This is a genomic window from Pelorhabdus sp. sgz311002 (assembly GCF_056134285.1).
This window is the reverse complement of the sequence record NZ_JBWBCL010000019.1, coordinates 1-26481: the sequence shown is the minus strand read 5'-3', so window position 1 is coordinate 26481 and position 26481 is coordinate 1. Positions and strand designations below refer to the sequence as shown.

Annotated in this window: 23 protein-coding genes and 1 tRNA gene; 4 read left to right on the top strand and 20 right to left on the bottom strand. The window is 44.8% G+C overall.

The features are described from left to right. Window positions 1-62: 62 nt before the first annotated feature. The 6 genes from AC0NJP_RS18190 to AC0NJP_RS18165 all read right to left on the bottom strand — a co-directional run bounded on the left by AC0NJP_RS18190 (window position 63) and on the right by AC0NJP_RS18165 (window position 8728). Window positions 63-1352 (bottom strand): APC family permease, encoded by a 1290-nt coding sequence (locus AC0NJP_RS18190; protein WP_474700700.1) that lies wholly within the window; start codon window positions 1350-1352, stop codon window positions 63-65. Further along, window positions 1352-2119 (bottom strand): gamma-glutamyl-gamma-aminobutyrate hydrolase family protein, encoded by a 768-nt coding sequence (locus AC0NJP_RS18185; protein WP_474700699.1) that lies wholly within the window; start codon window positions 2117-2119, stop codon window positions 1352-1354. Before AC0NJP_RS18185 ends, AC0NJP_RS18190 begins: the two co-directional genes overlap by 1 nt. Window positions 2120-2259: 140 nt before the next feature. After that, on the bottom strand, window positions 2260-4308 hold the full coding sequence (locus AC0NJP_RS18180; protein WP_474700697.1) for a sigma-54 interaction domain-containing protein: 2049 nt from the start codon (window positions 4306-4308) through the stop codon (window positions 2260-2262). A 136-nt stretch (window positions 4309-4444) separates the two neighbouring features. Beyond that, on the bottom strand, window positions 4445-5341 hold the full coding sequence (locus AC0NJP_RS18175; protein WP_474700696.1) for a dihydrodipicolinate synthase family protein: 897 nt from the start codon (window positions 5339-5341) through the stop codon (window positions 4445-4447). A 28-nt stretch (window positions 5342-5369) separates the two neighbouring features. Then, the gene (locus AC0NJP_RS18170; RefSeq protein WP_474700695.1) at window positions 5370-6719 is read right to left on the bottom strand and encodes a gluconate:H+ symporter; all 1350 of its coding nucleotides are present in this window, start codon (window positions 6717-6719) and stop codon (window positions 5370-5372) included. A gap of 32 nt (window positions 6720-6751) precedes the next feature. Continuing rightward, window positions 6752-8728 (bottom strand): YjhG/YagF family D-xylonate dehydratase, encoded by a 1977-nt coding sequence (locus tag AC0NJP_RS18165; protein ID WP_474700694.1) that lies wholly within the window; start codon window positions 8726-8728, stop codon window positions 6752-6754. A 287-nt stretch (window positions 8729-9015) separates the two neighbouring features. Here AC0NJP_RS18165 and AC0NJP_RS18160 point away from each other — a divergent pair, with 287 nt between their 5' ends. After that, entirely contained in the window at window positions 9016-9765 is a 750-nt protein-coding gene (locus AC0NJP_RS18160; protein ID WP_474041006.1) for an IclR family transcriptional regulator, read from the top strand. A gap of 119 nt (window positions 9766-9884) precedes the next feature. Here AC0NJP_RS18160 and AC0NJP_RS18155 read toward each other — a convergent pair whose 3' ends face one another. The 3 genes from AC0NJP_RS18155 to AC0NJP_RS18145 all read right to left on the bottom strand — a co-directional run bounded on the left by AC0NJP_RS18155 (window position 9885) and on the right by AC0NJP_RS18145 (window position 11750). Continuing rightward, the gene (locus tag AC0NJP_RS18155) at window positions 9885-10511 is read right to left on the bottom strand and encodes an NAD(P)-dependent oxidoreductase (protein WP_474700693.1); all 627 of its coding nucleotides are present in this window, start codon (window positions 10509-10511) and stop codon (window positions 9885-9887) included. Window positions 10512-10558: 47 nt separating this feature from the next. Beyond that, entirely contained in the window at window positions 10559-11188 is a 630-nt protein-coding gene (locus AC0NJP_RS18150) for a DsbA family protein (RefSeq protein ID WP_474041004.1), read from the bottom strand. Window positions 11189-11315: 127 nt separating this feature from the next. Further along, a complete protein-coding gene (locus AC0NJP_RS18145) occupies window positions 11316-11750 on the bottom strand; it encodes an Rrf2 family transcriptional regulator (RefSeq protein ID WP_474041003.1) in 435 nt (144 codons plus the stop codon). Between the two features lie 224 nt (window positions 11751-11974). On the opposite strand from AC0NJP_RS18145, the gene AC0NJP_RS18140 reads away from it, so the two are divergent. Further along, on the top strand, window positions 11975-12388 hold the full coding sequence (locus AC0NJP_RS18140; RefSeq protein WP_474700692.1) for a MarR family winged helix-turn-helix transcriptional regulator: 414 nt from the start codon (window positions 11975-11977) through the stop codon (window positions 12386-12388). 18 nt (window positions 12389-12406) lie between these two features. Then, window positions 12407-14308, top strand: coding sequence for a heavy metal translocating P-type ATPase (locus AC0NJP_RS18135; protein WP_474700691.1), 1902 nt, complete (start codon window positions 12407-12409; stop codon window positions 14306-14308). A 116-nt stretch (window positions 14309-14424) separates the two neighbouring features. On the opposite strand, the gene AC0NJP_RS18130 is transcribed toward AC0NJP_RS18135, so the two are convergent. The 4 genes from AC0NJP_RS18130 to AC0NJP_RS18115 form a co-directional block, all read right to left on the bottom strand. Next, a complete protein-coding gene (locus AC0NJP_RS18130) occupies window positions 14425-16131 on the bottom strand; it encodes a BclA C-terminal domain-containing protein (RefSeq protein ID WP_474700690.1) in 1707 nt (568 codons plus the stop codon). 96 nt (window positions 16132-16227) lie between these two features. Next, window positions 16228-17307, bottom strand: a complete 1080-nt coding sequence (locus AC0NJP_RS18125; RefSeq protein ID WP_474700689.1) for a tetratricopeptide repeat-containing glycosyltransferase family 2 protein — start codon at window positions 17305-17307, stop codon at window positions 16228-16230. Window positions 17308-17495: 188 nt separating this feature from the next. Continuing rightward, on the bottom strand, window positions 17496-18290 hold the full coding sequence (locus AC0NJP_RS18120) for a nitroreductase family protein (RefSeq protein WP_474700688.1): 795 nt from the start codon (window positions 18288-18290) through the stop codon (window positions 17496-17498). A 52-nt stretch (window positions 18291-18342) separates the two neighbouring features. Then, window positions 18343-19569 carry an MFS transporter gene (locus AC0NJP_RS18115; protein WP_474700687.1) on the bottom strand — a complete coding sequence of 409 codons (1227 nt, stop codon included), beginning with the start codon at window positions 19567-19569 and terminating at the stop codon, window positions 18343-18345. A gap of 153 nt (window positions 19570-19722) precedes the next feature. On the opposite strand from AC0NJP_RS18115, the gene AC0NJP_RS18110 reads away from it, so the two are divergent. Beyond that, on the top strand, window positions 19723-20538 hold the full coding sequence (locus AC0NJP_RS18110) for a helix-turn-helix domain-containing protein (protein ID WP_474700686.1): 816 nt from the start codon (window positions 19723-19725) through the stop codon (window positions 20536-20538). A 192-nt stretch (window positions 20539-20730) separates the two neighbouring features. Here the strand turns inward: AC0NJP_RS18110 and AC0NJP_RS18105 are convergent. The 7 genes from AC0NJP_RS18105 to AC0NJP_RS18075 form a co-directional block, all read right to left on the bottom strand. Beyond that, window positions 20731-20820: transfer RNA gene (locus tag AC0NJP_RS18105), tRNA-Ser, on the bottom strand. A gap of 5 nt (window positions 20821-20825) precedes the next feature. Further along, a complete protein-coding gene (tadA, locus tag AC0NJP_RS18100) occupies window positions 20826-21281 on the bottom strand; it encodes a tRNA adenosine(34) deaminase TadA (protein ID WP_474040993.1) in 456 nt (151 codons plus the stop codon). A 156-nt stretch (window positions 21282-21437) separates the two neighbouring features. Continuing rightward, complete coding sequence (locus AC0NJP_RS18095) at window positions 21438-22589, bottom strand: iron-containing alcohol dehydrogenase (protein WP_474700685.1); 1152 nt, start codon at window positions 22587-22589, stop codon at window positions 21438-21440. 73 nt (window positions 22590-22662) lie between these two features. After that, window positions 22663-23979, bottom strand: coding sequence for an amidohydrolase (locus AC0NJP_RS18090; RefSeq protein WP_474700684.1), 1317 nt, complete (start codon window positions 23977-23979; stop codon window positions 22663-22665). 332 nt (window positions 23980-24311) lie between these two features. Beyond that, a complete protein-coding gene (locus tag AC0NJP_RS18085) occupies window positions 24312-24971 on the bottom strand; it encodes a carbonic anhydrase (RefSeq protein WP_474040990.1) in 660 nt (219 codons plus the stop codon). A gap of 164 nt (window positions 24972-25135) precedes the next feature. After that, on the bottom strand, window positions 25136-25996 hold the full coding sequence (locus AC0NJP_RS18080; RefSeq protein WP_474700683.1) for a 3-hydroxybutyryl-CoA dehydrogenase: 861 nt from the start codon (window positions 25994-25996) through the stop codon (window positions 25136-25138). 44 nt (window positions 25997-26040) lie between these two features. Further along, window positions 26041-26481, bottom strand: a 441-nt coding sequence (locus tag AC0NJP_RS18075) for an electron transfer flavoprotein subunit alpha/FixB family protein (protein ID WP_474700682.1), incomplete at its 5' end; no start/stop codon positions are given.

Below are 26481 nucleotides of genomic sequence, written 5' to 3'. Positions count from 1 at the left end.
GAATCCTTTGTCCTAATTTCTAGAAAAAAACCTTATTGTAACAATAAGGTTTTTAAGTTACTTTAATTCTTGCCCGTTTTGCCAAATAATTTCAGCACGAAATACAGCGGCGTAATCAAAATTAAAGCGCCAAAGCCCCATTCCAGCTGAACTGCTGTGGCTTTCGTCAACAACCAAATGCTAATCAAAGTAGCAAAAATCGGAATGACAGGCCCAAAAGGTACTTTAAAGGAACTGACCAAATCGGGACGTTTTTTCCGCAGCACCAACACGGCTAAGCAGGTCGGCAAATACTGGGCAAAGCGGGAAACGACACTAATCGCAGCAAGCTGAACAAACGAACCCGATAAAGCAATCGGTATAGTCAGTAACAAATTCACAAGAATCGCCCATACTGGCGTGCCAAAGCGACCATTCTCCGTGAGCTTTTTGGGCAGAAGCCCGTCTTCAGCCAAAGCAACACCACTGCGCGGACTGCTAAAAGAAGCTGCAATGTTGATTCCGCCAATTGAAATCAAAGTACCAATCGTCACTAGCCATTTTCCCTGCTCGCCCAGAAAAACCTTGGCGGAATCAGCGATGGGCGCCGTACTTTTGGCAAGCGCCGGTCCCAGTGTTCCGACAGCGACTGCCTGCACGAGAAAATAAATGGCCGAACAGCCCACCATAACTACCATCATGGCAATAGGCAGATTGCGGCGAGGATTATCCATATCTTCCGCCGCTACGGCCATAGCCTCAAAACCAGTAAAGGCATAAAAGATGAGCAGAGCCGCCGCTCCGAAGGAATCCACTTCTAAGCCCTTGGGAAACATGGGTGTAAAATTCTCGCCATGAATATAAAAAATACCGATAGCCACAAATAATAACAACGGAATTAATTTCCCAACCGTAGCCACATTATTTACAAATTCCGCCATCTTTACACCTAAGATATTAATGATACTCAACCCGATGAGAATCGCTAAAACAATGATTGTTTTATTCGGTTCTTCTAACGCAGGCGGCCAGACTGCGCTGAGCGCCGTTGCAAAGCCAACAGCCATAACCGCCCAGGCGATAACCCGTATGGCCCAGCTCATTAGCCCCACTTCAAACCCGACAAAGCCGCCGAAGGCCTCGCGAGCATATACATAAGCTGCACCATAGCGGCTGAATTTACCGGCGCATTCTGCAAAACACAACGCAATCGACATAATAATGACAGTCATAAACAGATAGACAAAAATACTGCCAGGTCCGACAAGTTCCATAGCCTTGCCGGGAAGCAAAAAGATCCCTGATCCAATAACGCCATTAATGCCAAGCAAAACAATACTCCAAAAACCCAATTTATTCGCTGGCGTTTTCATTATGCCTCGCCTCCTGGCTTAATCGAGTCGCAGGCCGCCACAAAAGCGGCAAAAAGTCTTGCCATGTTTTCATAATGGGGACACAGGTCTTCTGGATGCCATTGCACGCCGACAGTAAAAACAGCGCCAGGCAGTTCCAACCCTTCAATCAAACCATCGCGACTTGCCGCATTAACAACAAATCCCGGCGCTATATCTTTGACAGCCTGATGATGAAAACTATTAGTCAGAACAGCGCCTTCCCCTAAAACAGCGGCTAGACGAGTATTCGGCGCAATATCTACTGTATGGGAAAGAGCCCGCCGCTGCCCTTTCTGCACATGCTCCAAACTAGCAGGCTTTTTACCACTCGCTTGTTCTTTATAAATATCTTGATACAGCGTACCACCGAAAGCGACATTCATGATCTGAAGCCCCCGGCAAATTCCCAGCATAGGTTTGTTCATGTCACGACAGAGCCGTGCCGCCGCAAGTTGATGACGATCCATCTCAGGTAAAGTTAGGCCTAGCTCTGGAATGGGTTCTTCGCCATAATACAAGGGATCTACATCATAACCGCCGCTTAACAGCAAACCATCGACACAGTCCAGTTGACGCTGAATCGCCGCCTCGTCAGCTACCACCGGTAACAAGAGCGGAACAGCGCCAGCCGCTTCAACGGCCCGGACATAAGCCGAATTCACATAGACCCGCTCCATGCCTGGAAAAGCACCCTCACGGTCAAACAAAATATTCGGAAGTATTCCCACAATCCTCTTCTTACTCATCATGCACCTCCAGGTATTTGCTTACCTCTTAAATAGATGCATGATCCATGCCAACAAGACCGTTCTAGTAAAAAGCCAGCACTTCGGCTGAAACAGCAGTGATTTTTCACAACAACTGATCGTGCATTGGCAAAAACAGGTTAAACAGGTTGCTTTTCCACCCTATTTTTTAGCCAATTTACAAACAAGTCTCCCTTTGCTGTCAGATTCGTTCCACTTCGCCCCACACCAGAACGAGCGATTCCCAAACGATTCAACCATAGGAGAATCTGCCGAATTTCCGTTTCGCTGACTCCCGCACTATTCTGCGTTAACCATGCCGCCAACCGTCCTCGACCAACACCGCCTTTTTGTATCCCCATAGCTTCAAAGCCCTTGAGTAATGCCACGACTTTGGGCCAACTGCATTTGGTTGATAATGTATCGTATTCTGCCGTAAACTCATAAAGCTGATCCATAATATGATGAGGCAAATCAGCCAGAGTAATCACGTTTCCTGCCGCAAAGGTCAGAAAAGCGGCTGTATTTTGCAATTCCCGAATATTTCCCGGCCAACTATAGGCTAAAAGCACCTCGGAGCAAGCACTATCAAAGGATTTGTTTTGCTGATGCTCTTCCGCCAGAAAATAGGTTAACAGCGGTAATATATCTTCTTTTCGTTCATATAATGCCGGCACTTTTAACGGCAGCACATTTAATCGATAATATAAATCTTTGCGAAACTGCCGATCTTGGATATGCTGCGATAACTCCTGGTTGGTCGCCGCAATAATGCGCACATTAATATCCAAGACTTTGCTAGACCCCAGACGCATGATCTGCTTCTCCTGCAATACTCGCAGCAGTCGTACCTGCAGCGCATAAGGCATATCGCCAATTTCATCGAGAAAGATGGTTCCATTGTTTGCCTGTTCAAATAAACCGGCTTTTCCTTCTTTCATAGCTCCTGTAAATGCGCCGCCTACATAGCCAAACAATTCGCTTTCCAGTAGATTTTCCGGCACAGCGGCGCAATTGATGGCCAAAAAAGGATATTTCGCTCGTTGCGATGCCTGATGAATCGACTGCGCTAAAAGTTCTTTGCCTGTCCCCGTATCACCGGTAATCAACACTGTTAAATCAGAAGCAGCAAATTTTCTAGCTCGGGCAATACACTCTTGCATAGCTGGCGAATGCGTAAAAATATCAGTAAAGCAATATTTCGCAGTAAGACCTTTCTTGAACAACTGCCTGCCTAACGTTTCCTCCAACCGCTTAATATGAGTGATCTCTTGAAACACATAACAGACGCCAATTACTTCGCCACAATATTTCATGGCTTTACGAGTAATAACAAGGGATTTTCCCCGATAGGAAGTAACTTGGTCTGCTTGGCTATCCCGGCATAACAACGTAAAAAGTTCCCCATCAAACACTGCGGCTAAATCGCGCCCAGCTAAATCCTGAGGAAAATCAAGGATTCTTAACAAGGCTTGATTAGACAGCGTAATTTCTCGCTGCTTATTGACAACCAAAATGCCCTCATGGGATAAATTGATCACCGTATCTAGCTCGGTATTTTTGACAAACAGATCGCGAAACCGCTTATTTACGCCATTATCCAAAGCAACAATTCCTTCGGCATAAGCCAACAAGCGGCGCGTCACTTCAGGATCAGAAATTAACAGCCTGTCAAAAATATCAATAAAAGTGGAGGTATCAATAAGACGATTGCCAAAATCAATAATTTCCGCGATATAGTTAGGTACGAGACGACTTTCTCCCGGAGTAACGGCAAAATGAATCTGTTCATAATTCTGCCCGGGATCGTAGGGAATAAAATCTAGATGCTTTACATTCAGTTGATACAATAAAGCAACGGTTTGTCGTGTTGTTTCCGCATGGTCATTGACAACAAGCACTTCCGTATGGGGCGGAATGGCGAAAAGTCGATAGACATCGCGGGCCTGAATAGTCCGCCTCACGACACTGACTTTTTGCTTATCTCGAACAAAGGGATATGTATCCGCTTGATTAGAGCTGCTCATAGTCAGAACAACATCATCTAGAATCCATTGGCCACTCTGCAATTCGTCCACATAGTAATTATGAATTTTTACAGTATCTCCCAAAACTTCGCGAAGATTGTCTCGCAAAAAAATTCCGAGGGAAAACTGACGACTCTTAGTAACAATACCAATGCTTGGCATATCTTTAGCGCTCCATTCCCATTCTTACCGCAATAGATAAAAACAACTCCCATTCATGAAAATTATAGCATGAACGAGAGTTGTTTTCTGTTTATTCTATATAGTTTTTACGCGCAATTAGCAGGCATTCAGTGACTTATTTATTGCGCCACAAAGCAGCGGCAAAATCAGTGAGTTCCGCTTTTTCCGTTTCTGTTAACGCCGTAATCGGCGCTTTGCAATGCTCCTGCATTCCTGTGCCCATTTCAGCCATGCACCACTTCATAACCGGATTGAAGGGCGTATGAACTTCATAAAATCGCATTCTTGCATCAATGGCTCGCTGCACTTTGGTCATTCGGGTCAAATCCTCTAGTTGCAGTGCGTCAATCGCCTCAGCGCACATGGCCGGATACACATTTGACAACGCTCCGATACAGCCGTCACCGCCGGAAATAACCGTTGGGATGCAATTGTTATCATAACCTGTGTAAACAAGATACTGCGGGTACTGCGATTTGACCAGTTGAATATACTGCTGGGTATGACGAAGTACGGCATGAGTATCTTTCATTCCAGCAAGATTATCGTGTTTTGCCAGTAAGCGCAGAATCGTTGCTGGTTTTACATCATAGCCAGTACGATCTTCATAATTGTAAATGTACAGCGGTCCTTTTACAGCACTAAGCAAGCGATCATAGTAGTTAAAAATATCTTCCTGGCTGCAAGCGCTGTAGTAAGGGCCTACGACAAGAACGGAACTCGCGCCAGCGACAAGCACTTCATTCGACAAAGCAACCGTCTCATCATAAACCATCCGGCCCGTACCAGCCATAACAATGGCCCGATCGCCAATATAAGAAATCGCATCAAGAATGAACGCTTTGATCTCTTCATAAGTAAATGCGTAAAATTCACCAGAGCTTCCGCCAACGAGAATGCCGTCAATTCCGGCGTCAATCAGCGTATCGTAAAGCTTGTGCATCGTTGCATAATCGACGGAACCATCCCCATTAATCGATGTCAAAATGGGCGTAATATATTTACAATCCATGTGAAAATCCCCCTATTAATTTATATTCTTATTGCAAAACCATATCAAGCAACAAAATGAAGACCAGCCCGACAACTGCTGTAATGGTAGACAGTACTGTCCACGTAGCAAAAGTTTCTTTCAACGTCAAACCAAAATACTCTTTAACCATCCAAAACCCGGCATCATTAACATGCGATGCAATGGCGCTGCCGCAGCCAGTCGCCAAAGTAACCAGTGCTAGATTGACATGATACTGCGACAACATCGGAATGACGAGTCCAGCTGTGGAAATTGCCGCAACCGTTGCCGAACCCAGGGAAATGCGCAGAATGGCTGCTACAACCCAGGCAAGGAAAATCGGTGACATAGAAGTGCCAGCAAATAAGGTTGCAATATAGCTGCCAACTCCACCTACGACTAAGACTTGTTTAAAAGCGCCGCCGCCGCCAATAATCAACAGCATCATCCCAATATCACTGGCTGCCGACGAACAAGATTTCGCAATGTCAGTAATGGGAATATTACGTCTGATTCCCATTGTATAAACAGCTACCAAAACAGAAATCAACATGGCCAAAGAGGGGTCACCTAAAAATACTACCGTTTTTAGCACAGCACTTTTCTCAATCGCACTATTACCAGCAACCATTTTTATGGCTGTAGCAATCAACATGAGAAACACGGGAAACATGGCGGTAATCATACTAACCACAAAGCTCGGCGTTTCTTCCAGATTAAATTCTTTCTGAGTCCCCAGTGAACTAATATTGCCCCGTTTGGCAAAAGCGTCAGGCACAATTTTTTTCGCAATACGAGTATAGAGCGGCCCGGCAACTAGCACAGTTGGAATGGCTACTATGATACCGTAAAGTAAAACCAGACCGATATCAGCGCCATATTCACCGGCAATAACGGTAGGACCCGGATGCGGCGGGAGAAAGGCATGAGTTGCCAGTAGTGCTGCCAGCATGGAAATCCCCAGAAACAGCATGGAAACTTTCATTTCCCTAGCAATCGAATAAACGATAGGAATTAACAAAACCAGACCTACTTCAAAAAACATGGCAATACCGACAATAAACGAAGCAATAATGACAGCCCACTCAATTTTCTTCTGTCCAAACTGACGAATCAAAGTCATGGCAATACGCTGTGCACCGCCAGCGCCAGCTACGAGATGACCTAGCATCGCCCCAAGACCAAAGATCAGCGCAATATGTCCCAGTGTGCCGCCGATTCCCGCTTCTATGGTTGCAACAATTTTACCAACCGGAATTCCCAAGACGAGAGCTACGCCAAAAGAAACGATCAATAAAGCTATGAAAGTATTCATTTTTAGTCTGGAAATTAATAGGATCAATAGAACGACACCGACTAATACAGTTAACAACGGCATTATGCATTTCTCCCTTATTTTTTATCTTATTACTAACTCTTTTGCTCAAGTAAAGCCTTCTTGCCAGCTTCAATGACTTCAATAATTTTATCAACATCATAGACACAGCCCCGCCAGATACCGCCACTTACTGACTGGAGCGCCGCCCATAAGCGCGTATCTTCAGGCAAATCAGGATTCGGCGCTAGCCCCGGATAGGTATCGCGCGCCGCTAGAACCTTAGCCCCCGCGTCATAAGACAGGCGCTGTTCTTTTGTTCCAATAAAATTGATGGATCCTTCAAACTGTTTGGCATCAACAACAATTTCGATTAAATCGCCATCGCGAAGTTTGCCTAACGGGCCGCCAACCAGCGCTTCTGGTCCCACATGACCAAAGCAGGCGCCTGTCGACACACCAGAAAATCTAGCGTCTGTAATCAAAGAAACGTGCTTGCCAAAAGGCAGTTTCTTTAGCGCCGAAGTAAGCTGATAGGTTTCTTCCATCCCAGTTCCTTTCGGCCCGCCGCCCATAACAATCATAATATCGCCAGCTTGAATCAGCTTATCTTTGATTGCTTTGATTGCCGATTTTTCCGAGGTAAAGACTTTCGCTTCGCCAGTATGACGAAACACTCCGTCAGGATCGATCACGGAAGGATCAATTGCCGTCGATTTGACAACAGCGCCTTCTGGAGCAAGGTTTCCTACGGGGAAGGTAACCGTCGAGGTCAGTCCTCTTTCCTTGGCTTTAACCGGATTCATAATGACATCATCAGGATCAACCCCATCAATAGCCATCAGACGTTCCCGACATTTTTGGCGCCGCTTAGATGTTTCCCACCAGTCCAGATTTTCTTTCAATGTAGCGCCAGTAACCGTCATTACATCTTCATGTAAAAGTCCCAGTTTCCGCAAATGCAGCATCACTTCCGGCACGCCGCCAGCAAGGAACACACTAACAGTCGGATAGTTAACAGGTCCGATCGGCAGAACGCTGACGAGACGAGGAACTTTTTTATTGATAGCCGCCCAGTCTTGAACTGTTGGCATTTTACAGCCAGCCGCAAAAGCAATTGCTGGCAAATGCAACAATAAATTGGTCGAGCCGCCAAAGGCCGCATGGAGCACCATGGCATTTTCAATGGCTTTATCCGTAATAATTTGCTTTGTCGTAATATTTTTATCTTTCAACGCCAACAAAGATCTCGCTGACTGACGCGCAACTTCCTGCCAAATTTTCTGACCGGAAGGAGCTAGAGCCGAGTGAGTAATCGCCAGCCCCAGCGATTCCGCAATCACTTGCGACGTACCAGCAGTCCCAAAGGACTGACAGCCGCCGCCAGCGGATGCACAGGCTCTGCAGCCCACTTTTGCCGCTTCGTCAAAGGTAATTTCGTCATTGGCAAAACGAACGCCGATCGTCTGTACCGTACCGGCATCTTCTCCGTTTATCGGTTGCAGCGTAGCGCCGCCAGGGACAAGAACCGTCGGCTCGTCATGAAGCGACGCCAGGGCCATCATCATCGCTGGCAATCCCTTGTCACAAGTCGCAACCCCCATTACGGCTTTGCGTGTCGGCAATGACCGCGCCAACCGTCTCAGTACAATGGCCGCATCATTGCGATAAGGAAGTGAATCAAACATACCAGTCGTTCCCTGACTGCGTCCGTCACAAGGATCAGTTACATAAGCTGCATAGGGAAGAGCGCCCTGTTTTTTAAATTCATCAGCGGCTTCTGCCATCTGAATTCCCAGTTCATAATGACCCGTATGAAGTCCTACGGCGATGGTCTCCCCCTTAGAACCGCGAATGCCGCCCTGCGTACTCAGAATCAGCACATCATCATCATTCAGCTTTTCCGGTTCCCAGCCCATACCAGCATTGAGCGTCATACCAAACAGATGACCGCTCGGCGACTCTCTCAGATACTCTTCACTAAAGGGCAGCTTTCCCTGCGGTCCTTCGGCATGAGTATCAATTTCATAAAAAGATTCATCATCGACATCATATATAGATTTCACTGCCATACATAACTACCTCCCGATTATTTTCTAGTTACGAACTTATAACCCGTATTGTTTTTGTTCTTATATACGAATTAGATTCTTTTATAAGAACCAGCAACTAAATATTAGCACAATTCTGCATTTGCTTGCAACTGATTTTTAAAATTTCACAAAATATTTTCAATGACTTCTTTCAGCTTAAGGAAAACACTTTTATCTAGACAAAGGTTTTAAATATTACTAGAATAAATATGAATGCCCTAAGCACTTGGCAACAAACGAAAACTACGGTCATCAAAGGAGTATCTATGTCACACAAACCTACCGAGCGAGTACTTAATATTTTAAATCTCCTATCTGGTAATGCAGACGGACTCACACTAACTGAAATATCGAAAGCGATCGATGTCCCCAAAAGTACTCTATTTCCCATTCTGCAAACCATGGCCGATATGAATTATATCCAGCTAAATAAAGACTCACTCCGTTATAAGCTTGGCATCTCAGCGTTTTGTACTGGTACTTCCTATTCCCAGGATGAATATATGCTCGAATTTGTCCGATCTATCATGAAGAAAATTGTTGCCGAAACAAAAGAACTCTGCCAAATGGGGATTCTAGACGGAAATAATGTACTTTATGTGCTAAAAGAAGAACCAGAGCTTGGTCTTGATATCCGCATTATTTCTCGCGTAGGAAAACGGCTCCCCGCCCATTGCACAGCCCTTGGCAAAGCCCTGCTCAGTACCTATGAAGAAGATGACATCAAGCGGCTTTATCCTCATGGTTTAACAGCTCATACCGACCACACTGTCACGGACTTTTCTACGCTTTTTGACCAGTTGGCAAGAGTGCGCGCAGAGTATATTGCCATAGAACAGGAAGAAATCACTCCTGGACTGTGCTGCTATGCCGTCCCTCTAGAATCATCAGGAAAAACCTTAGCTGCCCTCAGCGTAAGTATCCCGCTATTTCGAGCTACCAAGGAACATATCGAACTAGTATCCCGCTTGCTACTTGATGCGCGCGAACAATTCCGTCAAGTAAAATTCAGGTAAATTAGAGCTGTAATCCTTTGTAACTGGCTTGCACTGACTTTGGCAACGCAAAAAAATCACGCCTCAGCTGTATTTGACTATAGCTGAGGCGTGATTTTTTTATTTTTATTGACAGTCTCTTAATACCCAACTGTAAACCGTTGTTTAATATGTTTCGGTTTCTCAATTTCATCAACAAGGGCGATTGCGTAATCTTCCATACTAATGGAGCTATTTCCATCGGCAGCAATCAGCAAATGATCTTTGCCTAGGCGAAACGTACCAGTGCGTTCGCCTGGGGCAAATACCGCCGACGGGCTCAGAAAGGTCCAATTGACATCGTCTACGCTGCGTAAGAATACTAATTCATCCCGCATTGCTGTTGCCGTAGGTTTATAAGCTTCCGGAAAATCGGGTGTAGCGCAAAGCTCTGTTCCGTGATCATCTACTAGTAAGCTGCCAGCGCCACCAACAATAATTAGGCGAGGTTTTTCTTGATTTTTTAGTAAAGCCGTTAAATGTTTCGCCGTTTCTACATGCAGCTCGTATGGGCCTTTGGGAGCCCCAAAAGCACTAACAACTACATCATAGCCTTGTAAGTCCTGTATAGTTAATGCGAAAATGTCCCGCTCGATTACTTGGATCTTAGGATTTGTTATGGTGGCAGCATGGCGAACGATAGCAGTCACTGCATGATTCCGGCTAAGGGCCTCAGAAACTATACGGGAGCCAACGCGCCCATTCGCACCGATTACAGCAATTTTCATAATAAACACTCCTCTTTTTTATTATTAGAACAATCTATTTGTATCAACTAGGATAACCTAGCAATTCTCGCATCTAGCTCGCTAAAAGCTGTATAGCCTTGAGACACTAGCTGTATTTCGTTCTCTTGCACTGCTACAAGACTAGGATAAGTAGTAGCTCCCAGTTTCTCGGCCAAGTCAAAAGCCTGTTTAACCTTTGGCAAATTCTCTTCAGAAAAGAATTCTGCCTGGAATACCGCTTCGGGAACACCATATTTAGCAGCTAATTCAGCGTAAATACGCCAATCATTCATATCTCGTCCTTCGATATAAAAGGCCTGGTAAATTTGTTTGATATATGCAAATACCTTGTCTTCCTGTAAATTTTGCATAGCTATAATGGCCTTAGAACCTGGTAAACTGTCTAAAACAGCTTGATCCTTTTCCAATATGTTTGCTTCAAAATCAGGCCCAAAACTTTTTCCTGTCACCTTCGTAATTATTGTATTGTGAGATTTTATCATACTGCCTAACTGACCATTCATGACCTGCACATGATCACCAACCCACATCCCTGCGGGCAGCACCGTAAATTCAAAATCCCTTTTGTATTTGTCATGAATTTGACTCATTACATCACTAAATCCGTAGCACCAACCACACATTGGGTCCATAACATAGTAAAGTTTTGTTTTCATTGTTTATCCCTCCATTAAAGCAAGCACAGCATAGTAACTCTGCCGCCTAGCTTAGGCTAAATTTATAACTTGTTTTGTTGTAATTAAAGTCATTACAACGCAGTTAAAAAAATTTTATATTATAAAGTTAGGTTTCATTGATTTTTTCAACAAGACCCGCCACAAGCTGCTTCAGCGTAACTTGCGCTAATACTTGTTCAAGCGCAAATTGAGCCTGTAGTAAGACCTGTTCTAATACGGCTTGAATATTAGCGCCAACAGGACACTGCGGATTGGGTTGCTCGTGAAGATGAAATAGTCCTTTTGCCGGAACAACCTCCACGGCTTGATAAATTTCAAGCAGATTGATTGTTTCTAGTGATTTATTGAGATAGGCCCCGCCTACTCCAGGTCGTATCGTAACCAATCCACCCTTTTTCAGCTGTCCTAAAACATTGCGAACAATAACCGGATTCGTATTGACACTTGAAGCAATCCACTCCGAAGTGTTATGAGCCTCCGGATTGATCGCTAGCAACGCTAAAATATGAACTGCCACTGAGAAACGACTGCTAATTTTCATTTTGCTCCCCCTGTTGTAATCATTATAGTTACATCAATATAAAAAGTCAATACTTTTGGATAAAGACTATCCATTTTAAAATATTCCTATTTTGTCCTCATATTGTAACACATTATGTGATAGCTTTGTGTTGACAGCAGTTATCTCTTGTTATACAATTAGTTTGAATTTCAAACTATATTATTATCAAATATTATTATCATCAAAGTTTAGGAGAGAAAATCATGGTAGCTAAATTAACTGACGAACTTTTTACTTTTTTTAATGGCTTTGCTTCTTGGGAAAACTCCGTTATTAAAGCAAGTGATGTAACGGTAGCCGAAGCTCATGCCATTGAGATCCTTGGGCAGCTTGGCCCAATGAATATGAAAACCCTGGCACAAAATCTAGGAGTTACCACAGGAACAACTACGGTTACCGTAGATAAGCTTGAAAAAAAGGGCTATGCCAAAAGAGAAAGTGTGAAAGAAGACCGAAGAGTGAACCTAATTACCCTCACCGATAAAGGCAGAAATATTTTTGATGAACATCATGAGTACCACCATTCGCTCACGCAGCAAATCCTTGCTGTACTTACCGAAGAAGAAGGTCAACAACTATTACACATTCTCCAGAAAGTGAATTCTGAAGCTTTCTAGAAAAGAGGCGGATAAACAATGCATGATCATCATCTAGGCGGACATCTCAAAGACTATAGTATCATTTCCATTACAGCGATTTTACTCGGAGGTTATTGGCTTGGGTATGTACCGCAAATACTGGGGATCGATACAACCTTGATCGCCGCAATCATTAGTGGATTACCAATCGTTTTAGAAGCGATTAAAGCAATTTTGCAACGTGGCGATACCAAAGTTGGTTTACTAGTAAGTATTGCAATTATTGCCTCTGTTGCCATTGGCGAGTATCTTGCCGCCGCCGAAGTGGCCTTGATTATGACTTTCGGAGAAATGCTTGAACACATGACCCTAGAAAAATCGAATTCAGCCCTGCAAAAGTTAGCCGAATTAACACCGCTTAAAGCACGTCTATTTAACACAGGAGAAGAACAGGAAATTGACGCTGAACTAGTTCAGGTAGGCGATCATTTGCTCGTAAAACCAGGAGACAAGATCCCCGTAGATGGAGTTGTTGTGGCCGGTTTCGCCACCGTTGATCAATCGACAATTACCGGAGAATCCATTCCGGTAGAACGTAGCAGCGGCGATAATGTATTTGGCGGAACCATTGCGTCACTAGGCAGTATCGAGATCGTTGCTACCAAGGTTGGCCAGGATACCGCGCTAGGTCATATTATCGAAATGGTAAAAACAGCCCAAGACAGCAAAGCGCCGATCGCCCGCATAGTTGATCGCTGGGCCAATTGGTTTGTTCCCCTGAGTCTTGCCATTGCCGCACTCGTATATATTGTAACAGGCGATATTGTCAGAATTGTAACCATACTAATCGTCTTCTGCCCTTGTGCGATGCTGTTAAGTACGCCTACGGCAGTTGCTGCCGCAATTGGATCTGCTGCGAGAAAAGGGATTTTAATCAAAGGCGGCGACATCCTTGAAGCAGCGAGCCGCATCGATACGCTCGTACTTGATAAGACGGGAACCGTTACGATCGGCAAGCCGCGCTTAAAAGAGTTGCACTGCTACGAGAACTGGAATAAAAGAGATGTGCTTGCCATTGCGGCCGGCATGGAAAGACGTTCTGAGCACCACTTAGCCAAAGCGATTATTGAGGCTGCCGAAACTGAAAACATCGTTTTAGCAGAACCAACAAAGTGGCAACACGTCATCGGTCAGGGAATCATTGCCGAAATAAATCACAAAAAGTTCCTCTTAGGCAATAAAACATTATTTGATGCCCAAAACATCGTAATGACAGAACAACAACGTGCCTACTGTGAAAACCAGCAGTCGCTCGGTGGAACGGTCATTCTATTCGCTGCTTATACTCAGGTAGCCGCTATCCTCGTGGTACAAGATCCAGTACGCCAAGAAGCAGCTGACGTTTTGAAGTATCTCTTCCCGGCAAAACTAAAGAATTTAGTTATGTTAACAGGAGATGCCCTTCCCGTCGGAAAAGCGATTGCCGCCGAACTAAGCATCCCTATCGTTCACGGCGATTTACTCCCGGCAGACAAAGTAAACTACGTGGAAAAATACCAAGACTTAGGCCATAAAGTCGCTATGGTTGGCGATGGAGTTAATGATGCCCCAGCACTTGTTAAAGCAGATATCGGCATCGCCATGGGCTGTTCCGGCACCGACATTGCAATGGAAGCGGCAGATATTGCCCTTTTATCGGATGATTTAGCTAAAATTCCTGAAGCGATTGATTTAAGCAAACAAGCTTATCATACAATCTGGCAAAATATTATTGCGGCAAATCTCATTAACATCGTAGCCATTGTTTTTGCCACATTGGGCTTGCTTGGTCCGATCGCAGCCGCCATTGTCCATAATGCCGGCGCAATTCTAGTCGTACTTAATTCAGCACGATTATTACGCAGTGCAACATTACATAGCTCAACCGCCACCGTTTTGACGACAGCGTCTCAACCATAATATGGCTTTAGCCAGGTGACAAGGTAAAAATACTTAAATTCAACATTGTTTCTATTATTTACGTTATTAAATAAAAAAGGAGGCTGCTATGTCGTCAAGCAGCCTCCTTCTTTCTATTAATTGAGTCGTGTTATGACTAGCTGCGAACCTACAGCGGGAGCCAGTGTAATAGTTAAAGCAATTGCTGAATTATTTCGTAGTGTTAAAACATCCCCGGCACTTAAAGAGAGAATAGCAGTTCCGCTAATTTCGCCTACAGCAACTAAGAGTGAAATAGGTGTTGAACTATTAACTACGCCATTTACAGCAATCGCTATTTGAGCACCAACTCCGGCTGTAATAGACAAATTATAGTCAATTTTATACGTCGCTGCACTGGTGACAACCACGGTACTAGTGCCTGGCGTATGCGTAACCCCACTCAAAGGGCCGTTATTACTAAAAGGAACATCTGCACCGCCGACAACCGTTGCATCGGCAAGAGTTGCCAATTCGTAGACATATCCATAGCCATTTAAGCCCGCCCCGGTAGCACCAGTTGCGCCTGTAGTTCCTGCGGCTCCTGTTGGACCTGTAACGCCTGCGGCTCCGGTAGCACCAGTTGCTCCTGTTGGTCCTGTAGATCCTGTTGGGCCACTCGGGCCAGTAGTTCCTGCGGCTCCTGTTGGACCCGTTGCGCCTGTCGGGCCGGTTGAACCTGTAACCCCTGCAGCTCCGGTAGGCCCTGTTCCTCCGGTAGCACCAGTTGCGCCGGTAATTCCTGCAGCCCCCGTCGGGCCTGTCGGGCCACTTGGACCTGTCGGGCCTGTTGGACCGGTAACGCCTGCAGCTCCGGTTGGTCCTGTAGCTCCTGTTCCTCCGGTAGCACCAGTTGCACCGGTAATTCCTGCAGCCCCCGTCGGACCACTTGGGCCGGTCGGGCCACTTGGACCTGTTGGACCACTTGGACCTGTTGGACCACTTGGGCCTGTTGGACCACTTGGGCCGGTCGGGCCACTCGGACCTGTTGGACCACTTGGGCCTGTCGGGCCACTTGGACCTGTTGGACCACTTGGGCCTGTCGGACCACTTGGGCCTGTCGGGCCACTTGGGCCTGTTGGACCGGTTGGACCTGTTGGGCCGGTTGGGCCTGTTGGGCCACTTGGGCCTGTCGGGCCACTTGGGCCTGTTGGACCACTTGGGCCTGTCGGGCCACTTGGGCCTGTCGGGCCACTTGGACCTGTTGGGCCACTTGGGCCTGTTGGACCTGTTGGGCCGGTTGGGCCTGTTGGGCCGGTTGGGCCTGTTGGGCCTGTTGGGCCTGGATCTCCAGTTGGACCTGTGGGACCTGTCGGGCCACTTGGGCCTGTCGGGCCACTTGGGCCTGTCGGGCCACTTGGACCTGTTGGGCCACTTGGGCCTGTTGGACCGGTTGGACCGGTTGGACCACTTGGGCCTGTCGGACCACTTGGACCTGTTGGACCGGTTGGACCGGTTGGGCCGGTGGGACCGGTTGGGCCGGTGGGACCTCCTCCTGGACCAGTAGCACCCGTCGGACCAGTTGGGCCACTTGGACCTGTCGGACCGGTTGGGCCCGTGGCTCCTGTGGCTCCCGTAGCTCCCGTGGCTCCTGTGGCTCCCGTGGCTCCTGTGGCTCCTGTGGCTCCTGTGGCTCCTGTGGCTCCTGTGGCTCCCGTGGCTCCCGTGGCTCCCGTGGCTCCCGTGGCTCCTATTATACATATTTCACACCCTTGTGGATGATGCTTAGGGCAAGGCTTAGGGCAAGGCTTGGGACAAGCTTTTCCCTTTGGTTCATTATCATCAATTAACGACTCATATACCATTCCTTTGAACAACCTCCTTTAATGGATTTCATAGTATTTTATGCACCTAAAGAAGTGTTGCTCTACGAAGAAACCATAATTGCCTCTTCGACAATATTATTTTTCACCAGTTACTAGAAATTTTTCCAAAAACTCTCGATTTTGAATCACTCTGCCATCATTGCCAAGATATTTTGCAGCCATTTCATTATGATAAGAAGCAAGTTCGTATTTACCAATTTTTGAATAACACACACATAGCTGAATGTGAGGTATCCAGGTCCAACAAGCATGACTAATTAGCCCCCAGCTATCATTTGGCTCTTCTAGGGATGGTACTAATTTATACCAGAATATGGACCTTTTAAATTCACCAATGTTTAGATAATGGTATCCGAGCCGACAACAAAACTCCGCTCTGGGAACATCATATTCAAATGATTTAAAAATATATTTTAATTGGTTTTCTATATCATTTAGAAAATAGTAACAATCTGCTAGCTTCCCACAAGTGGAAATAATATCTTCAACCCACCCCTTATTCGTTGCTAAGAAACGGTGGTAGTATTCAATTGCCCTATTATATAATTTGTGATCCAATAACTCATTAGCAAAATAATACAAATCTCTAGGAGTAAATGTTTCTCCTTTTAATAATCGATGCTCATAAATTCGCAAATTGCGATCAGAATCATGTTTTATGGGACTATGAGTTATTGCGACATCACTCTGCAAGACATGCCCATATACCTCAAGATACTCATGAACCTTTCCAATCCAAACGCAATTATTTGCCCTTTTTACCAATCTATTACGGCGAATCTGAGTAACAATGTTGCCTTGATCATCGCTAGACAAATTATATAGCATACTTACCGCATCTGTTGTGTTGTCCATGCTTCCCAAAAGCGTCAATAGCTTATTACGATCATTAGGTTCTAGAACATCATCGGCATCTAGCCAGAGAATATACTCCTTCGTTGCTAAACTAAAGGAATAATTCCTGGCAGCTGCAAAATCATCTATCCATTCAAAATCGTAAATTTGGTCAGTATACTGACGTACAACATCTTTTGTATGATCATTTGAACCTGTATCAACAATAATAATTTCTTGTACAACATCCCTTACAGATGTTAAGCACCGCCCAATAGTAGCTTCCTCATTTTTTACAATCATACATAGACTTACTGGCATGATAGATGGTCCCTCCATAGTACCCCTTCCTTCAACCTTTATTAATCTATTCTATTGCTAGAACCAACCAAGGGACTCATCTTTAATAAAAAATGAGAAATCGAAAAGCTTCCAGCAAAAACGCTGGAAGCTCTAATTTATATAGGTGTGTATAATAAGATTCGTCGCAACCGTCCGGTTCAAGTGATTTATTCAGTTGCAAGAAAACTATATTCCAGTGGATTCCTTTCCACTAATCTTGAATATTTATATTGAGGGTATCCTACCATAACTGCGCCGGAAATTTGTTTATCCCTAGGAATCTTAAATAAAGCCAATAATGGTGAATCGCTTTTTCTAGCGACTCTTTCAAATATTCCGGCCCAACATGATCCCAATCCAAGTGTTGGTGCATATAATTCCAAATAGGAAAAGGACAAAATGGTATTCTCTCTTGCCCTGGCAAACTGATCAGCCGCAGTTGCCAAAATCAAGCTGGGGGCCCCCCGTAAAATGACGTCGACGCCTTCTGTTCTGTATACTTTTGTAAAATTCTCTAATACATGATCCTTTTCCAATTCCATTACAACAATCTGAACGGCCTGCTCAAGGATCTTCCGATCATCAATAATGACATAAGAAATACCCTGTAGATTATGTCCACTAGGCGCATAATGGGCGATATTTACAAGATCGATTAATTTTTCTCTCGGAACAGGATTTCGTTTATAAATACGAGTTGATCGCCGAGAGCGAAGAAAGTTAGCAGCAAATTCAGGCTTCAATAGCGACAGCGGCACTGACGCTTGTTGCGCCAATGGTGTTTTGCTATTATCTAATGCTGCTTTAGGACAAACAGCCACACAGTGACCGCAGGCCAAGCATTCTTCGGTACTTACTTCTTCAGGCCCATCAGTTCCCAATTTCAATATTCGCTCCGGGCAAACGGCCACGCACAATCCACAAGCAATACATTTTTCTTGATCTACCTTGATTAAATTCACTGTAATTCCTCCTCTGTGATTCATAAATATACTACGTACAATATTAGGCTTACTATATATGTTTCATATCTATCGTCTTAACAGCAAGCATATCTTTTTTCCGTACGAGCATCGTAGTAACGACATGATAAACGAATGCCAACAGAAGCACACTACAACTTGCAATAGTTACTCCCTTCATTCCAATACTATGGTATACAGAAGTTCCTAGCCAAGAGCCAACTGCCCCACCAAGATAGTAGCCAACCATATATAATGAATTTAAACGGCTATGCTTTTGCGGCTGCAATTTATAAATTCTGCCCTGATTCAGTGACATATTCATCCTAGAAGCAACATCCAGCGAAAATGTAACTAGAATAAGAATAATAAAGGATGTCCAGCCAATGCCCAATAAAAGAAAGGATAGCAGCATCATGGTCAACGCAAAAACATTCCACAAACTAATATTTTTACGATTCGTCAATTTCCCGGTAAAACTAGCCGCCAAAGCACCGGCAATGCCTAAAAGTCCAAACATCCCAACTACAGAACTGCCATAATTATAAGGAGTATTTGCTAGAATAAACGGAAGCGCTACCCAGAAAACATTAAATGAACAAAACGCTGCCGCTCCAAAAATAATAGTTTCTCGCAATACAGGCTCTTTTCGTAACAGAGGTAGCAATGATGTGATAATTTTTTTATAGGATTCCTCTTTTTGTGCCGTATCTTTTGGCAATACACGAAACAAATATGCCGCAAACATCAATAAGATGACCGCTGCCAACTCATGAACCGTCCTCCAACCAAAATATTGGCCAACAATTCCGCCTACGACCTTTCCTAGTAAAACACCTAAGAATACTCCGGTTAATAAATGACCCACGATCACGCCGCGTTTTTCTTGTTCAAGATTTGACGAAACAAATGGAATAATGAGCTGTGCCGAAATATTGACAACCCCCATAATAAAGCCCAGTCCAATGAGTACATTGAAAGACGAGACTAGTGTCATTATGTGCAGTAAGACAGCCGAACCGATGAGATTCATCAAAATAAGCACTCTTCTGCTATATCGATCTCCTAACGGTACAATAAAGAGTAATCCTAGTGTATAGCCCACCTGTATCGCCGTAATGAGCTTACCAGATCCAGAAATCGGTATAGAAAAATCATTGGCAATCGAAGTTAGCAATACTTGATCGTAATACAAGCCTGCTACGGCAATCGCACATAAAAAAGTCAATATAACCAATATTCGCTTTGAGAATCGGTTATTATCTACGCTCCGGCTCATTTCTTAATTCCCTCTTTCAATTGATTTTGAGGATAGTATATAATGTAAGTGCTATTTCAACTAGATGCCAAGTTATCCTATGATAAATAATGCCAGGCATTTCGATCGATTTCTAACTATGCAGCAGTAAGCTAAAGGGACGTGGATTGGATCATGACCAAAAACAAGGAACTTGGATCATTCCTAAAGAAAAAACGATCTACTTTACGACCGGAACAGTTCGGACTAACTGGAGATAATAAAAGAAGAGTGGAAGGCCTAAAACGAGAAGAAGTCGCAAATTTAGCGGGCGTAAGTATTGATTGGTATGTGCGCATTGAACAGGGCCAAAATGTAAATCCCTCAGTAGATGTGTTGCTTGCTCTAAGTAAAGTTTTCCACTTAAATAATGAAGAAAAACGTTATTTATTTAATTTATCTAACAAAAAGCCGCCGCTAGAAAACACTACATCCCTTACGATTTCTGCTACGTTACAAAGTTTTCTCGACTATCAAAATCCGAATATTGCTTATGTTACAGATAGCAAATTATCCATTATTGCTTGGAATAAAGCGGCTTTAAAAGTGTATGGCAATTATGCCGAAATGAATGAAAAAGAAAAAAACTCTGTCTGGAGAGCTTTTAATGATGACGCTATGAAGGATCTACTTGATGACTGGGAGGGCCACTCAAAATTGCGTGTCGAGCAATTACGAGCAAACTATAACTACTATGAACAAGACCCTGCCATCCATGCCATGATTGAGGAACTCAGCGCCAAAAATACAATGTTCAATACCTGGTGGAACAATCAAGGAATTATGGGAGCACCTGAAGGGCAAAAACTATTACACCATCCTGCTGTAGGAAATTTATATCTAAGCTATATTTCATTTAAATCCACTGAAATTGAAGGAGCAAGCATTACTATCCAAATGCCAGTATGCACCCATACCAAAAACAAACTACTACAACTTACGGCAGAATAAAACGAAGACACGATACCAACAAAAAATATGGCGCTGCTGCTGAATCACTAGAAATTGACTGTAATACACTTTACCAACAAATCCCAATAAGCGTGGGGAGACGATAACTCAAAACCATCGCAAACCAAGAATCCAACTCTTTTTTGCACACAAAAAGGCTTCCAGCATTTTTGCTGGAAGCCTTGATTTCATTGGCGGAGAGGGTGGGATTCGAACCCACGGTCCCTTTGACAGGACACTTGATTTCGAGTCAAGCACCTTCGACCACTCGGACACCTCTCCATATTTTATTTACGACGACTTTTAAAGAAGTTCTTCATTAAAGAACTACATTCATCAGCAAGTATTCCCGCCGTCACGTCAACCTGATGATTCAATCCCGGATGCTGCACAATGTTAAACAGGGATTCCACGGCTCCTGCTTTATAGTCAGAACTGCCATAAACGACACGGTCAATCCGGCTCATCACAATAGCGCCTGCACACATGGGACACGGTTCTATAGTAACATAAAGAGTTGCTCCCGTCAAACGCCAACGCCCTAGCTTTTGGCAAGCTTCCCGAATGACAATGACTTCCGCATGTGCTGTAGCATCATGCCAAGTTTCCCGTCGATTATGGGCCGTCGCAACGACTTCATCGTTCAGCACTAAAACAGCGCCAATGGGAACTTCGCCTATGTCACCAGCCAGTTTTGCCTGGTCTAACGCTAGATTCATATACAAGACGTCTTTATTTTCCATGATACATCCTCTTTTACAGTTACTATAATATTCTATCGCATATAAAGTAATTCCGCAAGTCTCAACTCACAAAACTCGCAAAAAACCGCTGCCAAATTTTGCTTTGACAGCGGCTACTATAAACTTTCCTTATTGACTGATTATCAGATCGTTTACTTACATACTTTTACGATAAATTTCCCGAATCTCTTCACGGGTTGGCGTTTTCGGATGATTCGACAGATTTACCTGCATCGTATTGATCGCCTGATCAGTAAGCCAGTCAATATCAGCTTCTTTCGCGCCAAAATCCTTGAGACGCGGCGGCATATCAACTTTAGCCATAAGCTCTTTGATACAATCAATACATTTTGCGGCAGCTGCTTCTACAGACAAGCCACTAATATCGGCTCCCATCGCCTGAGCAATTTGAGCAAATTTCTCCGGTACAGCCGCAAGTGTAAATTCTAAAATGGCCACATAAAGCGAAGCAAGTCCTTCACCATGAGGTGCATCATAAAGTCCGCTTACGGGATGCTCCATGCCATGAGGCAGTGCCGTACCGCTGCCGTCAATCGCCATACCGCCCAAAGTATTAGCCAGCGATACCTTTCCCCATGCAGCTAAATTTTTCGGATCTTCATAGACAAGCGGTAAGTTTTCACTAGACAGACGAATCGCCTGAAGCGCCATCATGCCAGTCATATCATTGCTGCGACGACCAATAAACGCCTCAATGGCATGAAACAGCGCATCAAGACCAGGGCCAGCAATCGATTTTTTCGGTAACGTCACAAGCAGCTCCGGATCAATAATCGACGCTTTCGCATACAGGTGCGGTCCGCGCATTCCTTTTTTATCTTTATTTTCAGGATTCGTTAGAACCCCGATGCAATTTCCTTCACTGCCCGTACCGGCTGTCGTCGTGACAAGCACCAGCGGCAATGCGCCTATTCCAGGCTTACCGTAAAGATAATCAGCAGCTTTCCCAGGATTTTTAGCCATAAAAGCAACAGCTTTGGCCGCATCCATAGAACTGCCGCCGCCAAGACCGATAACGAGGTCACAACCTTCCTTGCGTGCCACTTCACCGCCTTCATCCACTGTTGTCGTCAAAGGATTGGCTTTCACTTTATCAAATACGACTGCCGTCACACCAGCCTCTGTCAAATATCCTTTAACCCGATCAAGCAGACCAGTTCGTCCTGAGCTACCAGACGTAACAATAATAGCTTTTTGTCCATTTTCTTTAGCAATAGCGCCAATTTCCGCCAGTCTTCCTCTGCCGAAAATTAACCGTACTGGATTATGAAAGTCAAAAGAACTCAATTCAAGCACCTCCCAAAATCTTGCTTCTGTTAAGGATTTTCGCAAGTATAAACGCAAAGTCCTGCTTAGAATCCTAGGAAAGTTTTCCTTGGCATGAACCAATGAGCGCATCAACAGTTCGCACTAACAGCTCCGTACCAGGCGCTAAGATTTCCTCATTAAAGTTAAAATAGTTATTATGATGCCCTGCCGCAAGCTCCGAACCTAACATTAAATAAGTCCCCTGACCGCCGCCTGCCTGTACTACTGACATGAAGTGAGAAAAATCCTCGGTAGCGCCAAAGGCGCTATATTCGATAAGCTCCTGAAAAAATTCCATCTTACTAGCAATGGCTTTTACTTTTGCCGCAAGTTCGGGACTACTTTCGCCGCTCTTCGTACCGCCAACTTCGGTGATTTCACAATCGACATCATACATAGCCGCAGCGGCCTTGATAATCCGGCGAGCTTCTGTCGTCATATATTCATCAAGTTCACTCGTTTCACCGCGGGTTTCCAGCTTCATGAGCGCATTCGGCGGAATGACATTTCGCCCCTGACCAGCCTGCAGAGTTCCTACAGTAATGCGAGTCGCGCCTTGACTATGCCGGGAAATTGCATGGAGATTTAAGGCGCAGGCGGCAGCCGCTAACAGCGCATTTTTCCCTTCTTCCGGCGCTGCTGCCGCATGGGCCGGTTTCCCTCGATAGGTTACATCATATTTTGTCGTTGCTAAAAACTTACCTGTACTGCAAATTAAAGTGCCTGTTTGCTGGGCCTGAAACCCTATATGAAGTCCTAATATGTAATCTACACCGTCAACAGCTCCGGCGGCAACCATCGCCCGCGCCCCGCGACTGCCTTCTTCGCCAGGCTGAAAAATCAGCCGCACTGTACCAGCAAGCTGATCTTTAAGACTCGCCAATACTTTAGCAACAGCCAAACCAATGGCGCTATGCCCATCATGACCGCAAGCGTGCATTACGCCGTCATGACAGGAAGCAAAACCAGCTTGTGCCGGACTATGCTGTTCATCCTGCGCTTCCTGCACATCATTGGCGTCAATGTCAAACCGAAGCGCTACTACCGGCCCTTCACCGCAAACAAGATCCGCTACAATCCCAGTCCGTCCGCCCGCTAAGTGTTTCAGCCATTTTTCATCAGCGCCTTCGGCTTGGGCTCGCTTCATGTGAGCAGCCAGCTCGGCCTCACTCGGCACGCCTAGCATAGCTTCTTGTTTTACAGCCGCCTCGCCAAGTTTCAACGTATACCCCAAACTATCAAGTTGTTGAGCAATAAGCGCTGCCGTCCGAAATTCCGTCCAACCACTCTCGGGATAGCGATGAAAATCGCGACGATATTGAATGATTTCGTCTTTTATTGCTTGCACGAATTGATGAATTTGATCCATTATTCTTACTCCCCCTACGAATCTACAACAGATAGTATCCTGACCTTTTCTTATAGCATACCACGAAGCCTCATTGAACGTCAGATCAATTCAAGATTTTCCCGTAAAGACAAAAAAAGGTCCTCAAGGCATAGGGGAGGCCAGAGGACAAAAGAGGAGTAATGAGATTTATATGAACGACCTTAACGGCCGGTGTTCCGTTGTTCTTTCTGGCTATAGAATAACAAATAAATATGACAAAAATATGACAATCCTATTGAAGTTAAATAAAAAGACCGCTGCCATTTAGAATCCTAAATCACAGCGGCTTTCTTCTACGCTTCTATAACCTTTTATCGAAAAATAACTTTACCTGTTTTTAGATCATAGACGGCGCCGGCAATCTTTACGGAATCATGAGAAACGCCTTCACTAATAATCGGTTTCGTCATCATTAACTTTTTAACAATCAAATCTACATTGGCTTTTACCGTATTAGATACTTTATCACCAGACTGGTTAGCAGCTTGTAATACGGCAGGCTCGATAGCCTTAGTAATGGCGCCAATATGACCGGGCACCTCACCACCAGCGACAGCCGCTTTTACAGCACCGCAATCTTCATGACCTAAAACAACGATTAAGTGAACTCCTACATGTTCTACCGCATATTCAATACTGCCCAAAGCGACATCATCAACAACTTCACCGGCTGTACGAATCACAAATAAATCTCCTAGTCCCTGATCAAAGACCAGCTCTGGTGGAACCCGAGAGTCAGAGCAGCTTACGATAATGGCAAAAGGATGCTGGCCTTTCGTCAGTTCGGTTCGTCGCGCCTGACCAATATTACTTGCTTTCTGCTGCTCAGCAACAAATCGGCTATTGCCATCAGTTAAAAGCTGCAAGGCTTTATCAGCACTCACACCAGTGTCACTGCTATTGGCCCATGCCGCCGGTGCAAAGCAAAGGACAAAAGCCATCATAACTACCATCGATACCCATTTTCTCATTTTAGCCCTCCTATTTTTTATGAATTATCAATCAATTCTATTTTTCCATCCTATTTTCCTGCAAAATATGACATTTTATTTGAAAATAAAAAGCAGTTTCACTCTGAATGCAGAGGAAACTGCCCTAAAGACTACTATACAGCTACGATAAGCCTAGTCTGCAACTATTTCGCCGAATAGTCGTAGAAACCTTTGCCTGTTTTACGGCCTAAATAGCCAGCCTGTACCATTTTCTTCAGCAGCGGACAAGGACGATATTTCGGATCACCATAGCCCTCGTAAAGCACTTCCATAATCGACAATACCGTATCATTGCCGATCAAATCAGAAAGCGCTAACGGTCCCATGGGATGATTAAAGCCAAGCTTCGCCACAGCATCAATATCTTCCACGCTGGCAACGCCTTCAGCATAGGCAAAAATTGCCTCATTAATCATAGGAATCATAATCCGATTGCCCGCAAAGCCAGGTGCATCGTTAATCGTAACAGGCGATTTTCCCAGTTTTTGCGCCAAAGCAAAAATAGTCTGGTATGTTTCTTCGCTTGTTGCCAAGCCCTTAATAATCTCAACAAGCTTCATAACTGGCGCCGGATTGAAAAAATGCATGCCGATAAAACGATCCGGCCGTTTTGTCGTAGCCGCTACAGCTGTAATCGGCAGAGAGGATGTATTAGATGCTAGAATCGTATGACTAGGACATAAATCATCAACGGTCGTAAAGATTGTCTTTTTAATCGCCATATTTTCTACAGCTGCTTCAATGACAAGATCTACATTGCAGGCCGCTTTGTCAAGTTCAACAACGCCGCAGATTCGCTGATTAATAGCGCTTTTTTCTTCCGCAGTCAGCTTACCCTTTTCTACAAGTTTCGCCAGATTCTTTTCAATCCCAGCTACACCCTTTTGCACAAATTCTTCCTTAATGTCCTGCAGTACAACTTCCAGGCCGCTTTGCGCTAAAACCTGCGCAATACCGCTGCCCATTTGTCCAGCCCCAATAACAAGTACTCTTCTAATATCCATAGTGATCATCCTCCCTTGATTACAAGCGTTTTATCCTCACCTTATTAGGCTTTTAGCTTTTTAAACTCTTCAATCAAAATCGGTAGAACTTCCATAGCGTCTGCTACAATCCCATAGTCGGCATATTTAAAGATTGTCGCATCAGGATCTTTATTGACAGCAATAATCAGATCTGATGTAGTCATGCCCGCCAAATGCTGAATGGCGCCTGAAATTCCAAAGGCAAAATAGATCTTCGGCGCAACGGTCTTACCGGTCTGCCCCACTTGATGCAGCGCCTGTTTCCAGCCAGCGTCAACGGCTGCACGGGACGCCCCAACGGCTCCGCCCAGCACGTCTGCCAAGTCTTCAATGAGCTTAAAGTTTTCCAAGCTGCACAAGCCACGGCCGCCTGCTACAACAATTTCTGCTTCTTCAATATTGCACGATGCCGAACATACGCTGATCACTTCGATCAGTTTCGTCCGAATTTCTTCTGGTTTCAC

Coding starts and splice junctions, on each gene's coding strand:
- AC0NJP_RS18190 (WP_474700700.1), bottom strand. CDS start 1,352: ATGAAAACGCCAGCGAATAAATTGGGTTTTTGGAGTATTGTTTTGCTT.
- AC0NJP_RS18185 (WP_474700699.1), bottom strand. CDS start 2,119: ATGAGTAAGAAGAGGATTGTGGGAATACTTCCGAATATTTTGTTTGAC.
- AC0NJP_RS18180 (WP_474700697.1), bottom strand. CDS start 4,308: ATGCCAAGCATTGGTATTGTTACTAAGAGTCGTCAGTTTTCCCTCGGA.
- AC0NJP_RS18175 (WP_474700696.1), bottom strand. CDS start 5,341: ATGGATTGTAAATATATTACGCCCATTTTGACATCGATTAATGGGGAT.
- AC0NJP_RS18170 (WP_474700695.1), bottom strand. CDS start 6,719: ATGCCGTTGTTAACTGTATTAGTCGGTGTCGTTCTATTGATCCTATTA.
- AC0NJP_RS18165 (WP_474700694.1), bottom strand. CDS start 8,728: ATGGCAGTGAAATCTATATATGATGTCGATGATGAATCTTTTTATGAA.
- AC0NJP_RS18160 (WP_474041006.1), top strand. CDS start 9,016: ATGTCACACAAACCTACCGAGCGAGTACTTAATATTTTAAATCTCCTA.
- AC0NJP_RS18155 (WP_474700693.1), bottom strand. CDS start 10,511: ATGAAAATTGCTGTAATCGGTGCGAATGGGCGCGTTGGCTCCCGTATA.
- AC0NJP_RS18150 (WP_474041004.1), bottom strand. CDS start 11,188: ATGAAAACAAAACTTTACTATGTTATGGACCCAATGTGTGGTTGGTGC.
- AC0NJP_RS18145 (WP_474041003.1), bottom strand. CDS start 11,750: ATGAAAATTAGCAGTCGTTTCTCAGTGGCAGTTCATATTTTAGCGTTG.
- AC0NJP_RS18140 (WP_474700692.1), top strand. CDS start 11,975: ATGGTAGCTAAATTAACTGACGAACTTTTTACTTTTTTTAATGGCTTT.
- AC0NJP_RS18135 (WP_474700691.1), top strand. CDS start 12,407: ATGCATGATCATCATCTAGGCGGACATCTCAAAGACTATAGTATCATT.
- AC0NJP_RS18130 (WP_474700690.1), bottom strand. CDS start 16,131: ATGGTATATGAGTCGTTAATTGATGATAATGAACCAAAGGGAAAAGCT.
- AC0NJP_RS18125 (WP_474700689.1), bottom strand. CDS start 17,307: ATGCCAGTAAGTCTATGTATGATTGTAAAAAATGAGGAAGCTACTATT.
- AC0NJP_RS18115 (WP_474700687.1), bottom strand. CDS start 19,569: ATGAGCCGGAGCGTAGATAATAACCGATTCTCAAAGCGAATATTGGTT.
- AC0NJP_RS18110 (WP_474700686.1), top strand. CDS start 19,723: ATGACCAAAAACAAGGAACTTGGATCATTCCTAAAGAAAAAACGATCT.
- tadA (WP_474040993.1), bottom strand. CDS start 21,281: ATGGAAAATAAAGACGTCTTGTATATGAATCTAGCGTTAGACCAGGCA.
- AC0NJP_RS18090 (WP_474700684.1), bottom strand. CDS start 23,979: ATGGATCAAATTCATCAATTCGTGCAAGCAATAAAAGACGAAATCATT.
- AC0NJP_RS18085 (WP_474040990.1), bottom strand. CDS start 24,971: ATGAGAAAATGGGTATCGATGGTAGTTATGATGGCTTTTGTCCTTTGC.
- AC0NJP_RS18080 (WP_474700683.1), bottom strand. CDS start 25,996: ATGGATATTAGAAGAGTACTTGTTATTGGGGCTGGACAAATGGGCAGC.